At 62.0% G+C, this 15,621-nt stretch carries 15 protein-coding genes and 1 tRNA gene; 8 read left to right on the top strand and 8 right to left on the bottom strand.

Annotated elements, in window-relative coordinates; genetic code table 11:
- Positions 1–75: 75 nt before the first annotated feature.
- Genes rpoZ through AC097P_RS12880 form a run of 3 tightly spaced genes read right to left on the bottom strand, consistent with a single transcriptional unit; the run spans position 76 to position 1,834 of the window.
- Positions 76–279: a DNA-directed RNA polymerase subunit omega gene (gene rpoZ / locus AC097P_RS12890; RefSeq protein ID WP_479610817.1), complete on the bottom strand. Its 204-nt coding sequence runs from the start codon at positions 277–279 to the stop codon at positions 76–78.
- Positions 280–295: 16 nt separating this feature from the next.
- A complete protein-coding gene (gene gmk / locus AC097P_RS12885) occupies positions 296–916 on the bottom strand; it encodes a guanylate kinase (RefSeq protein ID WP_479610816.1) in 621 nt (206 codons plus the stop codon).
- Between the two features lie 3 nt (positions 917–919).
- Positions 920–1,834 carry a YicC/YloC family endoribonuclease gene (locus AC097P_RS12880; RefSeq protein ID WP_479610815.1) on the bottom strand — a complete coding sequence of 305 codons (915 nt, stop codon included), beginning with the start codon at positions 1,832–1,834 and terminating at the stop codon, positions 920–922.
- A gap of 78 nt (positions 1,835–1,912) precedes the next feature.
- Between AC097P_RS12880 and AC097P_RS12875 the strand changes: the two genes are divergently transcribed.
- From AC097P_RS12875 to AC097P_RS12850, 6 genes are all read left to right on the top strand, one after another.
- Positions 1,913–2,920: a serine/threonine protein kinase gene (locus AC097P_RS12875; protein WP_209397286.1), complete on the top strand. Its 1,008-nt coding sequence runs from the start codon at positions 1,913–1,915 to the stop codon at positions 2,918–2,920.
- Between the two features lie 238 nt (positions 2,921–3,158).
- A complete protein-coding gene (locus AC097P_RS12870; protein WP_479610814.1) occupies positions 3,159–4,073 on the top strand; it encodes a PP2C family protein-serine/threonine phosphatase in 915 nt (304 codons plus the stop codon).
- Positions 4,074–4,165: 92 nt separating this feature from the next.
- Positions 4,166–4,894 carry a ribonuclease PH gene (rph, locus tag AC097P_RS12865; protein ID WP_479610813.1) on the top strand — a complete coding sequence of 243 codons (729 nt, stop codon included), beginning with the start codon at positions 4,166–4,168 and terminating at the stop codon, positions 4,892–4,894.
- A 57-nt stretch (positions 4,895–4,951) separates the two neighbouring features.
- On the top strand, positions 4,952–5,551 hold the full coding sequence (rdgB, locus tag AC097P_RS12860) for an RdgB/HAM1 family non-canonical purine NTP pyrophosphatase (RefSeq protein WP_479610812.1): 600 nt from the start codon (positions 4,952–4,954) through the stop codon (positions 5,549–5,551).
- Positions 5,542–6,789 carry a radical SAM family heme chaperone HemW gene (hemW, locus tag AC097P_RS12855; protein ID WP_479610811.1) on the top strand — a complete coding sequence of 416 codons (1,248 nt, stop codon included), beginning with the start codon at positions 5,542–5,544 and terminating at the stop codon, positions 6,787–6,789. The genes rdgB and hemW overlap by 10 nt, the downstream gene beginning before the upstream one ends.
- A gap of 4 nt (positions 6,790–6,793) precedes the next feature.
- Positions 6,794–7,471, top strand: a complete 678-nt coding sequence (locus AC097P_RS12850; RefSeq protein ID WP_479610810.1) for a CBS domain-containing protein — start codon at positions 6,794–6,796, stop codon at positions 7,469–7,471.
- Positions 7,472–7,504: 33 nt separating this feature from the next.
- Here the strand turns inward: AC097P_RS12850 and AC097P_RS12845 are convergent, their stop codons facing one another.
- The 3 genes from AC097P_RS12845 to AC097P_RS12835 all read right to left on the bottom strand — a co-directional run bounded on the left by AC097P_RS12845 (position 7,505) and on the right by AC097P_RS12835 (position 10,720).
- A complete protein-coding gene (locus tag AC097P_RS12845) occupies positions 7,505–8,263 on the bottom strand; it encodes a FecR domain-containing protein (RefSeq protein WP_479610809.1) in 759 nt (252 codons plus the stop codon).
- A gap of 67 nt (positions 8,264–8,330) precedes the next feature.
- Positions 8,331–9,356: a FecR family protein gene (locus AC097P_RS12840; RefSeq protein WP_479610808.1), complete on the bottom strand. Its 1,026-nt coding sequence runs from the start codon at positions 9,354–9,356 to the stop codon at positions 8,331–8,333.
- Between the two features lie 20 nt (positions 9,357–9,376).
- On the bottom strand, positions 9,377–10,720 hold the full coding sequence (locus tag AC097P_RS12835) for a tetratricopeptide repeat protein (protein WP_479610807.1): 1,344 nt from the start codon (positions 10,718–10,720) through the stop codon (positions 9,377–9,379).
- Positions 10,721–11,079: 359 nt separating this feature from the next.
- On the opposite strand from AC097P_RS12835, the gene AC097P_RS12830 reads away from it, so the two are divergent.
- Complete coding sequence (locus tag AC097P_RS12830; RefSeq protein ID WP_479610806.1) at positions 11,080–11,283, top strand: hypothetical protein; 204 nt, start codon at positions 11,080–11,082, stop codon at positions 11,281–11,283.
- Between the two features lie 31 nt (positions 11,284–11,314).
- On the opposite strand, the gene AC097P_RS12825 is transcribed toward AC097P_RS12830, so the two are convergent.
- Both AC097P_RS12825 and AC097P_RS12820 read right to left on the bottom strand, forming a co-directional pair.
- Positions 11,315–12,196 (bottom strand): alpha/beta hydrolase, encoded by an 882-nt coding sequence (locus AC097P_RS12825; protein WP_479610805.1) that lies wholly within the window; start codon positions 12,194–12,196, stop codon positions 11,315–11,317.
- 183 nt (positions 12,197–12,379) lie between these two features.
- Positions 12,380–12,469: transfer RNA gene (locus AC097P_RS12820), tRNA-Ser, on the bottom strand.
- Between the two features lie 191 nt (positions 12,470–12,660).
- On the opposite strand from AC097P_RS12820, the gene AC097P_RS12815 reads away from it, so the two are divergent.
- Positions 12,661–15,609, top strand: a complete 2,949-nt coding sequence (locus AC097P_RS12815) for a hybrid sensor histidine kinase/response regulator (protein ID WP_479610804.1) — start codon at positions 12,661–12,663, stop codon at positions 15,607–15,609.
- Positions 15,610–15,621 lie beyond the last annotated feature (12 nt).

The following is a 15,621-nucleotide window of genomic DNA, read 5'->3' as shown; positions in this document are numbered from 1 at the left end:
AAAAACATTGGCCGCTCAGCCCTCAATAGGCCAAAAAAAAGCACCGCATGCGGTGCTTTTTGGGAGCGCCAAGGCTCAGAGGGGGACTTTTTTCAGCATTTCAATGCCGACCTTGCCAGCAGCGATCTCGCGCAGCGCGGTGACGCCAGCCTTGTTTTTGCTTTCTATCTTGGGAGTGTGGCCCTGGTTCAGCATGCGCGCACGGTATGTGGCCGCCAGCACCAATTGGAAACGGTTGGGAATCTGCACCAAGCAGTCTTCTACAGTGATACGGGCCATGGAGTTCTCCGAAAGACTAGGGGATGAGCAATGCTCTGAAAGTTTCGGCTCTGGCACGACGCTGCGCTGCAAACTTGAGCCGCTGGGAGTGAACAATGGCTTTCAAATCGAAAAGCGCACGGTCAAACAGCTCGTTGATTATAACGAAGTCGAACTTCCCGGCCTGGGCGACCTCAATTGCCGCGTTTTTCATGCGCACGTCGATGACCTCGGGCGCGTCCTCGCCGCGGCGCTCCAGCCGCGAGCGCAGCTCTTCCCAGCTGGGTGGCAGGATGAAGATGGAGATCGCGTTGGCAAAGATGTTCTTGATCTGGATGGCGCCCTGGTAGTCGATTTCCAGGATCACATCGGCGCCCTGGGCCATACGTTCTTCGATGGCCCGCTTGGAGGTGCCGTAGCGGAAGTTGTGCACATGCGCCCATTCAACAAAACCGTCGGCAGCCACCATAGCGTCAAACTCTTGCTCGGAAGTAAAGAAGTACTCCCGACCATGCTTCTCCTGACCCCGGGGCGGCCGTGTGGTGTGCGATACCGAGGGCTGCACGTGGGAATCCAACTCCAGCAATGCCTTGACCAGGCTGGATTTGCCGGCTCCACTGGGGGCGGCGACGACAAAGAGGTTACCGGGGTAGTCCATACCTTATTCTATGTTCTGAACCTGCTCGCGCATCTGCTCAATCAGCACCTTCATATCCACGGAAATATGGGTCAGCTCCAGCGCCGCCGACTTGGAGCCCAGCGTATTGGCCTCGCGGTGCAATTCCTGTATCAAAAAGTCCAGCCGTTTACCAATCTCGCCACCCTTGTTGATCAGGCGCTCGATTTCGTCCAGGTGAGAGCTGAGCCGCGTGATCTCCTCGGCCACGTCGATACGAATGGCAAAGGCAGTGGCCTCGGTCAGCGCGCGGTCTTGGGCGGCCTCTGGTAGCGTGGCGCCGTCGGTCAGGGCCATCGCTTCTTTCCAGCGGGCCAAGAAGCGCTGGCGGTTTTGTTCCACCAACTGGGGAACCAGCGGCACCGCCTGCTGGGCCAGCGTGCGCAGCTGGGCAATGTGGTCCAGCAGCATCGTGGACAGGCGCGCGCCTTCGCGCTGGCGGGCGTTCAGCAGGGCCTTCAGCGCCTTATCCGCCAAGGGCACGACGACGGCCGCCCAGTCGTGTGAGCCGGTTTGCTCCGCGGCCGAGAGCCGTATCACATCGGCCACGCTCAGCGGCGTGGCGTTGGGCAGCCAGGCTTTGACATTGTCTTGGACGGCGTTCAAGCGCTGCAGCATTCGCGTGCTGGGTTCGGCAATAGTGCTGGCGGCCTGCATCTCGATGGAGGCGCGCACCTCGACCTTGCCGCGCTTAAGCACACCCACCAGCAGGTCGCGCAGCACGGGCTCGAACTGGCGCAAATCTTCGGGCAGGCGGAACGCCAAATCCAGAAAGCGACTGTTGACCGAGCGTATCTCCAGACCCAGTTGTCCGGCCGGGCCTTTGGCCTCGCCATCGGGTGTGGCGAGGCCTGTGCTGTGCTGTGCACTGGCGTAACCTGTCATGCTATAAACTGGCATTTCTTATTCTCGCTTCATGAAACGGCCCTGAGAATAACCCGGTTCAGACGGATCAGACAGGCGTGTAACTCTTAATTTATGTCGAAGGTCAAACCAGCACCTCTACCCCCCGACACCACGATTGGCGGCTACCGCGTCATTCGCAAAGTCGCTGCGGGCGGCTTCGGCTTGGTGTATCTGGCGCTGGATGCCGACGGCCAGCGCGTCGCCGTCAAGGAATATTTGCCATCGTCGCTGGCCACCCGCGCACCGGGCGAATTGCTGCCCCAGGTGCAACCCGAGAAGCTGTCGCTGTACCGCCTGGGCTTGAAAAGTTTCTTTGAAGAAGGCCGCTCGCTGGCGCAAATCTCCCACCCCTCGGTGGTCAGCGTGCTGAACTTCTTCCGCGAGAACGAGACCGTTTATATGGTCATGAACTACCTGGAGGGCGCGGCCCTGCAGGACTTCATTGTCACTGCGCGCGACCTCAAGCAGAGCAAGGTGTTCCGCGAATCGACCATCCGTTCGCTGTTTGACGAAATCCTGCGCGGCCTGCGCATCGTGCACCAGCACAAGATGCTGCACCTGGACATCAAACCCGCCAACATCTTCATCACCGACGACAACAAGTCTGTCTTGATCGACTTTGGCGCCGCGCGCGAAGTGCTGAGCAAAGAAGGCAACTTCATCCGCCCGATGTACACGCCCGGCTTTGCCGCCCCCGAGATGTACCGCCGCGATGCCTCCATGGGACCGTGGACCGACATCTACGCGATTGGCGCCTGTATTTATGCCTGCATGCAGGGCTTTCCCCCCAACGAGGCCCCGCAGCGTCTTGAGAAAGACCGTATCGCCGTGGCCCTGGCCCGCTTGCGCGGTGTCTATTCCGACAACCTGATTGAGGTTGTGGAGTGGTGCATGTCGCTGGACCCCCTGTCGCGGCCGCAATCGGTCTTTGCCTTGCAAAAAGAGTTGAGCCGCGAGGGCGAACGCCGCTACACCAAGCTCAGCGTGGGTGAAAAGGTTCGTATGCAGTTTGACACCATGGTGACGGACACCAAACGCAGTGTGTTGGGTGTCTCTAACGTGGGTGTCAAACCGAAATGACAGCCCCCCCGCTCACTATGTTCCCTGCCCCCCAAGGGGGTGTCGACCTCCTTGAGGCGGCTCTGCGAAGGTCAAAGATGCAAGCCCCCACGGTCGCGTTGCTCCCTGCCCCCCGAGGGGGCGTCGACCTCCTTGAGGCGGCTCTGCGAAGGTCAAAGATGCAAGCCCCCACGGTCGCGTTGCTCCCTGCCCCCCGAGGGGGCGTCGACCTCCTTGAGGCGGCTCTGCGAAGGTCGATATGAAATTCTCCGTATTCCAGATCAGCCGAAAAGGTGGCCGCGAAAAGAACGAAGACCGCATGGGGTATTGCTACACCAAGGCGTCTGGTCTGTTCTTGCTGGCGGACGGCATGGGCGGGCACCCTGAAGGCGAAGTGGCAGCCCAGATGGTGCTGCAAACCATCTCTGCGCTGTACCAGAAAGAGGCCAAGCCCGAGATCGAGGACCCCAAGGCGTTCTTCAACATGGCCATCATGGCCGCACACCGTCAGATCCTGCGCTACGCCGCTGAAAAGCATCTGATGGACACCCCCCGCACCACGCTGGTCGCCGCCATTGTGCAAGGCGGCACGGCCCATTGGGTGCACTGCGGTGATTCGCGGCTGTACTTTGTGCGCCATGGTGAGCTGCTGGCCCGCACGCGCGACCACTCGTATATCGAGCAGCACCAAGACTCCAAGCCCGACGTGCCGCTACCCGAGAAGTTCAACCGCAACGTGCTGTACACCTGCCTGGGCTCGCCGACCAAACCGGTGTTTGACGTGACCGGCCCGGTACCGCTGCAACAGGGCGACCGCATCTTGCTGTGCTCCGACGGCTTGTGGGGCAGCCTGGATGATGCCGACATCGTCTACCAACTGGGCCAAAAACCCGTGGGTACGGCCGCACCCGAGCTGGTGGAGCGCGCGCTGATCAAGGCCGGCGCGCACAGTGACAACGTGACGGTGATCGCCATGGAGTGGGAGACACCGGATTCCTTCGAGTCCACGCGCGGCAGTATCTCCACCGACTCCATCGACGACGGCGTGTTTGCATCCACGGTGCAGGCCGGCTGGCTCGACTCTGGCGTTGATGATCTTGATGACGCGGCGATTGAGCGCTCCATCGCCGAAATCAACGAGGCTATTCGCCGCTCTGCCGCCCGCAAGGCCTAGCGGCCGCGGCGCAGACCCCACACACAAACGGCGCGGGCATTGCTGCTGCGCCGTTTTTTGTTTTTACCGACTTACATCTTCTTGGAACGTCTATGACCGAATTTGCCCGATCCAGCGCTCGCGCTGCTGACCAGTTGCGCCCCGTACGCATCACCCGCAGCTTTACCATCCATGCGGAAGGTTCGGTGCTGATCGAGTTTGGCAACACCAAGGTGTTGTGCACCGCGTCGGTCGAAGAACGCGTACCGCCCCACAAACGTGGCAGCGGTGAAGGCTGGGTCACGGCCGAATACGGCATGCTGCCCCGCGCCACCCACACCCGCAGTGACCGTGAAGCCGCGCGCGGCAAGCAAAGCGGCCGCACGCAAGAGATCCAGCGCCTGATCGGCCGGTCCATGCGCGCCGTGTTTGATTTGAAGAAGCTCGGCGAGCGCACCATCCAGTTGGACTGCGACGTGCTACAGGCCGACGGTGGTACACGCACCGCCGCCATCACCGGCGCATTCGTCGCCGCGCAGGACGCGGTCAACGGTTTGCTGAAGGCCGGCAAGATCACCGAGTCGCCCATCATCGCGTCGGTGGCCGCCATCAGCGTGGGCATAGTCCAGGGCACACCGCTGTTGGATCTGGAATACACGGAAGACTCCGCCTGCGACACCGACATGAATGTGGTAATGACCGGCGCAGGCCATTTTGTCGAAGTGCAGGGCACGGCCGAAGGCGCTGCCTTTACCCGCGCCGAGATGGACCAACTGCTGAGCCTGGCCGAAAAAGGCATCACCGAGCTGATGGACATGCAACAAAGATCGCTATCAATTTAGTAGCTGCTCACGCTCTCTGCACGAGGGCTAGAGCCTCAAAACGTATTGAAGACTTGTATGAAAATCGTTCTCGCATCCAACAACAAAGGCAAGCTGGCTGAACTTCAGACCATGCTGACGCCGCTGGGCTGCACGCTGGTACCCCAGGGCGAGCTGGGCGTGCCCGAGGCGCCCGAGCCCTACCGCACCTTCGTCGAAAATGCCTTGACCAAGGCGCGCAACGCCGCGCGCCACACCGGCCTGCCCGCGCTGGCCGATGACGCCGGCCTGTGCGTGGACGCCTTTGGCGGCCTCCCGGGTGTGGACACGGCCTACTACGCCACGCAGTATGGCTACGCCAAGGGCGACGACAACAACGTGGCGGCCCTGCTGGAGCAGATGAAACACATCGACAACCGCCGCGCCGCGATGGTCAGCACGCTGGTGGCTGTGCGCAGTGCGGACGACCCCGAGCCACTGATCGCCGTGGGCCGCGTGGTGGGCGAGATTGCGCGTGAGCGGCTGGGCAGCAACGGTTTTGGCTTCGACCCGGTGATGTGGATCCCTGAGTTTGGCCAGACCTTTGCGCAATTGCCAAACGAAGTCAAAAACGCCAACAGCCACCGCGGCCGCTCGGCCAAGGCCATGTCGGCGCTGATACGCGAGCATTGGTTGTGATCCCCATCGTCCCCGCGACGCCGCCCAGCACCAGCGGCGAACCCGCAGCCCGGCACGATATCCAGCACTACATGCGCCCTGGCACGCTGCAACTGGCCGCCTTGCCCCCGCTGTCGCTGTACGTGCACCTGCCCTGGTGCCTGAAGAAGTGCCCGTATTGCGACTTCAACTCACACGAGAAACCGGGTGGCGAACTTCCCGAGCTACGCTACGTGGACGCCGTGATTGCCGACCTGGAAGCATCCCTGCCGCTGATCTGGGGCCGCACCATCCACAGCATCTTCATCGGCGGTGGTACGCCCAGCCTGTTTGCACCGGCGACGATAGACCGGCTGCTGGGCGACATACGTGCACGGCTCAAGCTGGAGGCCGACTGCGAGATCACGATGGAGGCCAACCCTGGCACGTTTGAGAAAGACCGTTTTCGTGCGTTCCGCCAAGCAGGGGTCACGCGGCTGTCCATCGGCGTGCAGAGCTTCAACGACGACCACCTCAAGGCCCTGGGTCGTGTGCACGACCGCGCCCAGGCCACAGCTGCGGTGGAGGAGGCGGCACAGTCGTTTGACACGTTCAACCTGGACATCATGTACGCGCTGCCCGGCCAGACGTTGGAGCAGGTGGGTGAAGACATGGCTCTGGCGCTGACTTTTGCACCGCCGCACATCTCTATCTACCACCTGACGATCGAGCCCAACACCTACTTCGCCAAGTTCCCGCCGGTGATACCGGAAGACGACACCGCTTACGCGATGCTGGACCACATCACCGATCTGACGGGTGCGGCGGGGCTGGAGCGCTACGAGGTGTCGGCCTATGCGAAGCAAGGTCACCGCTGCAATCACAACCTCAATTACTGGCAGTTTGGCGACTATTTGGGTGTTGGCGCTGGCGCCCACACCAAGCTCAGCTTTGCCCACCGTGTGGTCCGCCAAGTGCGTTTTCGCGAGCCCCGCCTGTACATGGACCACGCCCTGGCCGGCAATGCAGTGGCGCAGGACGACGAGGTGGCGCGCGCTGACCTGCCGTTTGAATTCATGCTGAACGCCCTGCGTCTGCGCAACGGCTTTGGGCTGCGCGATTTCACCGAGCGCACGGGTTTGGCCGTGACTGCGATTGCCAAGGCGCTGGAAGAGGCCGAGCGCAAAGGCTTGATCGAACGGGACTTTGCCCGCGTACGGCCGACGCTAAAAGGTTACGATTTCCTCAGTGACTTGCAGGCGCTTTTCCTGCAAGATTGAATGTATGTTCTCGGTCTACGGCAAGGCAGGTCGCACCTTCAGAGGCTCGCTCGAAGAGCTGCGCCAGGTCGGACCCATAACCCGCGCCACGCGCACCAGCGTGGTGGCGCCCGTGGGTTCGGATCCGCAGGATCAGAATCCCAGTCACTTTGCCGATCTGGTGTCTCATCCGCCAGCTCCGGTCGATGTAGCCCACCGCACCGCGTTGGCCGCGTACGCGCAGACCAGCAACCCTGGCTTGCCGCGCCACCCGCTGACCCGTGTCGATGCGGTCATGAGCAGCGCTGTCGTCACGATACCGGACACGTCTACTGTCGCGCAGGCTTGGCAGGTGCTGGCGCAGGGCAAGCTGGGCCAAGCGCCTGTTGTCGATGCCCGGGACATGCTGATTGGCCTCTTTACCCGCGCCGACCTGTTGCGCCCCGAGCACCTTCCAGCGCCCGACAGCCATGCCGAAGCCTGGGCCGAGATGTTGGCCCAGAACGTGACCGATGTGATGTGGACGCCAGTGCCCAGCGTGTCGGCCGAGGCGGACATACGCCGCGTTGCCCGTGTGTTGTTGGATTCGGGCTTGCCCGGCCTGCCAGTGGCAGACGATGAGGGCCGCGTCATCGGCTTTGTGTCGCGTTCCGACATCCTGCGCGCCGTGGTGGCCGACCCGCCGCTGGATCTGTGGATTTAGCGACCCGCACAGCGGCGGAGCGTGGGGGCCTAATTATTGGGCGCAGGTCTTGCCAATCAGGCGGGTGCAGGGCCTGACGACAGGTGGTGTGATCGTCGGCAGTTTGACCGCGTTCACCGGCGTCACCGGTGCCACGGGCGCGACTGGCGGCCGCGCGGCGGGTGAGGCCATGGGTCCAGAGCCTGCCAACGTCACGGGGCCGGTATTGGCGCCGCCGACAAAGCTAACCTGGCGGGGTGCCAGCGTGGCTACCTGGCTGTTATTGGCGACACTGGCGCTACCTACCAGCAAACGCTGGTAGCTGCCTGGCGTTACGGCACCCGCGGCCAGCCTGGTATCGGCTTTGACCACGGTGGACTCCAGATCTGCGGCTTTGAGGTTGACGGTGGCCGCGCCCGACTGCAGCGTGAAGTTCGATATTTTCTTGCTGTCCATCAGCTCCGCACCAATGACACGCGCCGTGCCACTGATCAGTCCGACGACAGGTGCCTTGCTGTCCGACCCAGCCACCGCCGCAGTGATCTTCAGTTCGGATTCGGGCCGCATGCCGACCAGGCTGCCGTCGGGCAGCGCTACCTGCGATATCGATCCCGCGGGCGTCACCAGGCGGTCCCCGGTCTGGAGCACATCGCCTTTCTTGGCAGGGCGGGCCGCACCAGACTCGCCCACGATCTGCGTGCCCGCCTGTGCGAACAACACAGTGCCTGCCACGTCGGCAGACGCAGCCTGGGCAAACCCCCACGCTGCAAGGGCGCAGCTGGTGATCCGTAGTAGCTTGGTCTTCTTCATCATCGTGTGTCTCCAGGGGCGATTGCCCTATGTTGGCTGCCGTTGTGCGATACGGTTGCGGTGGTTGCGCTTACCGGCGTGGGCTTGGGGCCGTCAAGGGGGGCGTCGCCGAGTCGGGTTTTGTCGGGGGTGTCGTGTTGTTGTTGATGATTTGCCCCAACTGCCGTCTCTGCTCCGGCGTCAATGTGGGGTTACCTGTGCCGGTGGCACCCACCGGGGCACTCTGCTGTGATGGTGCGGTGGGCATCGGGGTCGGGCCTTCCGCGGTGCTTCCCCCAGTGCCGCTTGGGGTGGGGCTGCCGGTGGTTGACAGGGCCTCGCGCCGCGCGCTGATCGAAGGCCGCAACAGGCCGCCCGCGTTGCCGCCACCGGCCCTGCCGCCTTCGGGGCTGTCTTTGGGGTCGCGCGCATCGGTCTTGACGTCCATCTTGTAAAACTCCGGTATCTTCAGCAAGACTTGCGGCGGCAGGTGGGTGTTAAGTGGCACAAAGCCTATGTCTCCGCGCTTGAGCGGTAGCACACCACCCCGGGTGGTGATAAAAGTTTCGCCGTCATTCACCTTGTCGTACAGGCCGGGAGGGCTCAAGGCTCTTGCCTGTGCATCGGGCGTGTCTAGCACCAGCACCGGCTCGTGGTCGGTTCCTCGGATTCCGATCGTGGCTGTACCTGCACGGATCTGGTAGCCACCGGGGTTGCTGCGCCCAATCAGCCCAGTGATAGAACGAAAGCCACCACGCACCAGCGACAGTAGAAACCGGGAGTTGAAGGACTCTTTCTCATCAAACACATATTGGTCTATCACCATCTCGGTATTGGGGCGCATCGACATGTAGCCGCCGTCGTTCATACGCATTTGTACCAGCGATGCATCACCGGTGACTACCTTGTCGCCCACCAACAGCGGCGCACCTTTTTCCAGCATGCGCGCACGGCCTTGTGCGTCTATGGCTTCGGCCTGGCCGGTGACGGCCATCACGATGGCAGCTTTAGGCTGTTGCAGTAGCGGCACCTGGGCCCATACCGGGTTGACCCAACACAGGCTGGCAACCAGCAGCAAGCTGGCATAGATGGAAGCGGGAGATGTGGAGTGATACATATCGGCAGATGGGGTGTTAATCAGTAATCCAGACGAATGTTTACCGAGAAATCATTCTTGTCATACGAATACAGCTCGGCATTGCTGGTGTTGCGCATGGCGCTGAACTGAGGACGCACAGAAAGGCCCTTGCCCACCGATACGCTCATGCCCAGCGAAATGTCGTACAGCGACTCGTCGCGGCTGATCAGGTACAAGCCGTTGTTGCCCGAATATTTGGAGAATGTTGCGCCTACCGACGCATAGCCGCCAAGCTTCTCGGCAAAGTTTTTTTGCACCGTGAGCCGCGGGCCATAGAAACGGCGGTCACCGTCGTCGCGCCCGCCCACCGCGCGCTCAATGCCGTAAGCGCCAGTCAGGCTGAACACCGTGCTGCTCCCCTCCAGCGATGTCAGCCAGCCGGCCGACAGGGTGGTGGTTTGCGTGTCCTGGCTACTGTAGATGGGCAATTGGTATTTGGCATCGCCAAATGAGCCGCCCAACGAGATCTGGCTGCTGCCCAGCGCCATGCGCCAGTCCAGCGTGGCGCCCAGTGTGTCGCGCAGGCGCGAGCGGTTCAGCACATATTGGCCCGCTGTCAGCCCGCCGCGCACCAGCCAGTTACCGCCGGTGTAGTTCAAGCCAAAGCGGCCGTCCAACGTGGCGTAGTCCGAATCACCAAACTGCTGATAGCCGCGGCCCCGGTAGTCGGCACCGCCATACAGGCCCCATTGCTCATTCAACTGGTGCGAAATGTCGCCACCCAGACCCACTGTGCCGTAGTTGTCCTGGGTCTTCTGACCCGTGGGTGGCGCGGGTGAGTACAGGCCGGTAGACGGCAGATTGACCGACCCCAGCGCCGTGGCGCTGCCGATGTTGGTGTCGGCCCCCACGCCCACGTCAGCGTAGCCGGACACGACGGTGCGCTTGTTCTGCGCGCGGGCCTCGGCCAGCTTGGCGTAGCGCTCCACCGAACTGCGCAGGTCTGGCGGAAGGTTTGGCACCGCCAGCACCGATTCAAACTCGATCCGCGCGCGGCCGTAGTCGCCCAGTGCCAGGTAGGCCCGCCCCATGTCAGCCCGTATGCCGATGTAGGCGGGCGCCACCGCCAGGATGCGCTCGTAGACAAAACTGGCCTTGCTGGGTCGATTGCTCTCCAGTGCGGCCGTGCCCAGCAGGTAGTCGTAAACCTGGTCGCCAGCGCCGGCCACCTCCCACGGCTCCAGCAGCGCGTAGGCGGCTTCGTATTCGTTGGCTTTCAGCAGGCTCTCGGCCTTATCCAGCAAGGATTGCTCCACCTGAGCCCAAGACGCCATGGGTGTGATGGCCAGCAGCAAGAGTCCCATGCGATGCAAGGTGGTGGTCCTGGGGGGAGGATGGGCCATACCAAAAGTCCTTTCGCGGCCCTGTGCCGTAGCGGGCCTGTGGTTGTGTCTTGATGCGCCAAGTATAGAAAGCCAGCGCAGCCTTGGGTAACAATTTTGGGATGCAAAAATTGCTATCAAAACAGGAGCTGCTTACGCACGATCCACGAGGGCTACGGGCCGATTCGCTGTTGTGTTTTTAGATGGCGTGCCTGCGCTGCCGATGTGGCACGCGCAGCGTGTGTCGCATCGCACCGACACCCCCGAACCGGGTGTCCAGAATGGATGCACTACAACAACGGATGCAACTATTGCGAACAAGATACCTACACGGCACCACAGTCCGACTGGACGACCAACAGATCACCGATAGATTGCGGATGGCCCCAGACATCAGTCTGGGCGGCAAGACCATGCAAATCGGCATTCGCAACGAAGCCGGGGTCGTTTACCGCAGCATCCTGGCGGTGGGGCCGGGCCAGATCATCCAGGCCATTCAAGCCATGCACGACTTGCAGTTCAAGGACGAGCTGGAACAAAACAGCGCGCAGCTAGATGGGTTTGATGCGATCTTTAGCAGGTAGGGGCGCCTGCGTCGACGGTTTGCGACCCCATTCAGCGGGGCAAGGGTGAAGCTTCTATAAATGCCTGCACGTCGTCCAAAATCGGCGCGATGGAGCGTAGCGGCCATGCAAAAGCGCCTATCAGTGTCACGTGGCTGGCTTTGGGATAAAGCTTCAGCGTGACAGGTACTCCAGCGGTTTGGAGCTTGTCAGCGAGTTGTACGGTGTTGCGCTTGGGGTTGACGACTTTGTCTTCTGACGCGGCAGCAAGAAAGCTGCGGGGCGCGGCGGGCGAGGCGAACCCTATGGGCAGGGAGTTCTCTGGATAGTTTGGATGGAAGAACACCGGCTTGGCATCCGGGTTTTCGATCGGATAAAAGTCGTAAGGGCCCGCCAGACCGATCCAGCCGGCCAACTCATTTGGTGAGTGACCGGTGGCCTTGAGCCAGCGTGCGTCAAGCGCCAGCATCGCTGCGTTGTAGCCGCCCGCGCTATGACCCATTACAAACACCCGTTTCGGATCGCCCCCCATTTGCGCGGCATGGTCTAAGCCGTAGGCCAAAGCCTGCGCGCTGTCGCTCAGGAAATCTGGGTAACGCACTTCAGGGTAGAGCCGGTAGTCCGCCACCAGCGTCACGATACCGCGTGCCGCCATGGCTTCGCCTACGAATTTGTATTGTGTGCGGGCCCCTGTGTTCCAGGAACCACCATAGAAAAATACTACGACCGGCCAACCGGTGGCTGGTGGGGCGGCGGTCGGCGTGTAGATGTCCAGCCTTTGGCGCGGCTGCGTGCCGTAAGCGATGTCGGCGCTCAGCGTGTAGCTGCTGCTGGTCGTAACCGCGTTTAGCGCGCTGGTAGCGGAGCAACCGGCCAGCAGGAGGGTGGATATGCTGGTGAGCAGTGCGATGAGTCGTGTAAAGGGATGTGTCATTTAACCGACTTTACGCGCAGGGTGCGCTGACAACTGTGCGGTTAGGTACGTCTAGGCTGTGAACCCCATGCGCTGTGTTCCGTATGGCGCAAGCCATTAGCGCAACAGGACATGCAAAAACGGGGGGTAGAAAGGCGGGTAGAGGTACCAACGGCCCGGGATCCCTTGAGGGACAAGGCTCCGTGGCGGAAGCTGTGAGATTCGAACTCACGGAGGACTCACATCCTCGCCGGTTTTCAAGACCGGTGCCTTAAACCGCTCGGCCAAGCTTCCAGAGGCGCCTATTCTAACCTCTGTGTGGGGCGATACCGCCCACTCTGGCTAACCCGCGAAACGCATTGCCCAATCCCCAAAATTTGGCGATGATGGCACCCAGCGTTGCACAAGGGGAGGCAGTCGCACTCGCCAGAAGACCAATAGACCTAAAACAGAAGCAATGCCAATCCGCAAGGGAGTTCACCCACATGACAGTTGCTGCTCAACCCAGCGTTCCCGAGCGGCGTAGCACGCCCAGGCCGGACCCGCAGGCCGAGCGCCTGCTGGCGGCGGACAAGAAGGTAGCACTGTTGGTCCAGTTCAACTGGGCGGTAGTGTTTTTCTCGGCCTTTTATGTGTTCGTCAGTTGGGCCATAGACTTTACGCCCGGCATCTACACCATGACGCTCAATGGCCTGCTGCTGCTGGCCAATCTGGTGTATATCGCCCGGGGCGGCAACTACACGGTGGCGGCCAATGTCTACCTCAGCACCAATACGCTGGTAGCCGTGGCGGGCTGTACCTATTTTTCGGGCGGTTTGTATTCGCCGGTGATACCGTGGTTTGCCTTCGGGCCGGTCACCGCCACGCTGATGCTGGGGTTTAACCGCAACACGCTGTGGTGGCTGTTCGTCAATGCGGCGTGCGTGCTGGCGTTTGGCGTGGCCGGCATGCTGGGTGTCGAATTGCCCATGCACTTCAATAAGCACTATTCGGGCTTCTTCTTTGCCGCCTGCCAGATCGGTTTGGTGTTTACGCTGCTGATACACACCCGCATTTTTGATTCTGAAAAAAACCGCGCACTGGGCGAGGTGGAGACCAAAAACGTGGAGCTGCACACCGCGCTGCGCGACACGGCGCAGGCGCGGCAAAAGGCCGAGGCCGCCACAGCCACCAAGTCGGCCTTTCTGGCAAACATGAGCCACGAGATCCGCACGCCGATGAACGCCATCATCGGCATGTGCCACCTGGCGCTCAAGACCGAGCTGACGCCGCGTCAGCGTGACTACTTGCACAAGGCCCAGCAGTCCAGCCAGCACCTGCTGGCCATCATTAACGACATACTGGAACTGTCCAAAGTAGAGGCCGGCAAGCTGGAACTGGAGATTGGCGAGTTCAGCCTGGAGCGGCTACTGATCAAGGTAGCCGACCTGCTGGGTGACAAGGCCGAAAGCAAGGGGCTGGAGTTGCTGTTTGACGTGGCGCACGATGTGCCGGACGCGCTCAAAGGCGACGCACTGCGCCTGAGCCAGATGCTGATCAACTACGCCAGCAATGCGCTGAAGTTCACCGATGCTGGCGAGATCGACATCGTGGTTCGCCTGCAGGAGCAGCCGGCCGACCAGCGCGTGGTCTTGCGCTTTGAGGTGCGTGACACGGGTATCGGCTTGACGCAAGAGCAGATCGGCAACCTGTTCCACAGCTTCCAGCAGGCCGATGTGTCCACCACGCGCCGGTACGGTGGCACGGGCTTGGGGCTTTCCATCACCAAGGTACTGGCGCAGCAAATGGGTGGCGATGTGGGTGTCAGCAGCGTGCACGGCAAAGGCTCCACGTTCTGGTTCACCGTCGACCTGGAGCTGGGCAGCCCCAACACCCGCCAGATGGAGTTGCAAAACGACATGCGTGGGCGCCGCGTGCTGGTGGTGGACGATGTGGAGAACACGCGCCAAGTGTTGTCTGAAATGTTGGGTTGGATGAGTTTTGTAGCCTGCACTGCCGACACGGGCGAGGCTGCGCTGCAAGAGATCAGCCGCGCGGACGGCGCGGGCCAGGCCTACGACGTGGTGCTGCTGGACTGGCATATGCCCGGCATGGATGGCGCTACCACCGCGCGGCGCCTACAGGCCTTGCCGCTGGCGCACATACCCAAGTTGGTGGCGCTGACCCACCACCACAGTGAAGAGCTGGTGCAGTCGGGAGCACTTGCCAGTGAATTGAAAATAGGTGCAACCCTGAGCAAGCCGGTGGCGCCGTCCCGCCTGTTTGACGCCCTGATGAATCTGCTGGCGCGCAGCCTGCAGCGGGCGGGGGTCCCGGCCGACACGCGCGTGGGCGCGGCGCCTGCGGCCCTGCGCAGTGTGCGCGGTGCCCGTATTCTGCTGGCCGAAGACAATGCGCTGAACCAGCAGGTGGCCAGCGAGCTGCTGCGCGATGCGGGCTTTACAGTGGACATTGCAGACGATGGACGCATTGCCTGTGACATGGCGTTGGAAGCCTGTGCAGCAGGCCAGGCCTATGACGTCATCATCATGGACATGCAGATGCCGGGTATGGATGGCCTGGAGGCCACGCGCCGCATACGTGCCAGCCCCCAGGGCACGGCCGTGCCCATTGTGGCCATGACCGCCAACGCCATGGCTTCTGACAGAGAGAAATGCCTGGCCGCTGGCATGGTGGATTTTGTGCCTAAGCCGATAGATCCTGACGAGCTTTTCAGCGTGTTGGTGCGCTGGATCGCGCCGCGCAACACCGACGATATTTTGGTGTTACCTGAACCAGCACCCGCATTTACGGTCGCTGCACCCGTCGCGCCACTGGAGACGCTTCCGGCCTTTGTGGAAGGCCTGGACCAGGTCGCGGGCCTGCGCCGGGTGATGGGCAAGCAACACCGCTACCTGGCCATGCTTCGGGGCTTTGCGGATACGCAGGCCGGGGTGCCGCAGGCCATAGCGGAAGCCTTGGCGGGCCACGACTTGCAAACTGCGACACGCCTTGCCCACACGCTCAAAGGCCTGGCCGGCAATATTGCGGCTGCCGAAGTGGCGCGCACTGCCGAGGCCATGGAGCAGGCGCTGCAGAGTCGCGCGGGGGCGGAGGTGCGGTCCGGCCTGCTGGCCAGCCTGACGTCGGCGCTAGGCGCGCAGATTGCGGCCATCCACAAAGCCCTGCCAGCTGAGGCCTCTATCGGGGCGCATTCGCCCGAAACCGCGGACCCCGGGCAACTGGAGGACTTGTGCGAGCAATTGGAGGCAATGCTGCGCAACGACGATGGCAATGCCGAACGCCTGCTGGCACGGCACGCTGCCCTGTTCAAGCTTGCATTTGCGACCCACTTCGTTGCCCTGCAGGCGGCCGTGAATGCCTTTGACAGCGAGCGTGCGCTCACGGTGTTGCAAGAAGCAGTCGCACTAAAAACCATGGAGAGCTCACAGTGAGTAGAATTTCTG

This window comes from Rhodoferax sp. ZS1R8, from assembly GCF_056521325.1.
The sequence above is the reverse complement of the archived record's forward strand: the minus strand, read 5'-3'. Positions and strand labels throughout refer to the sequence as shown.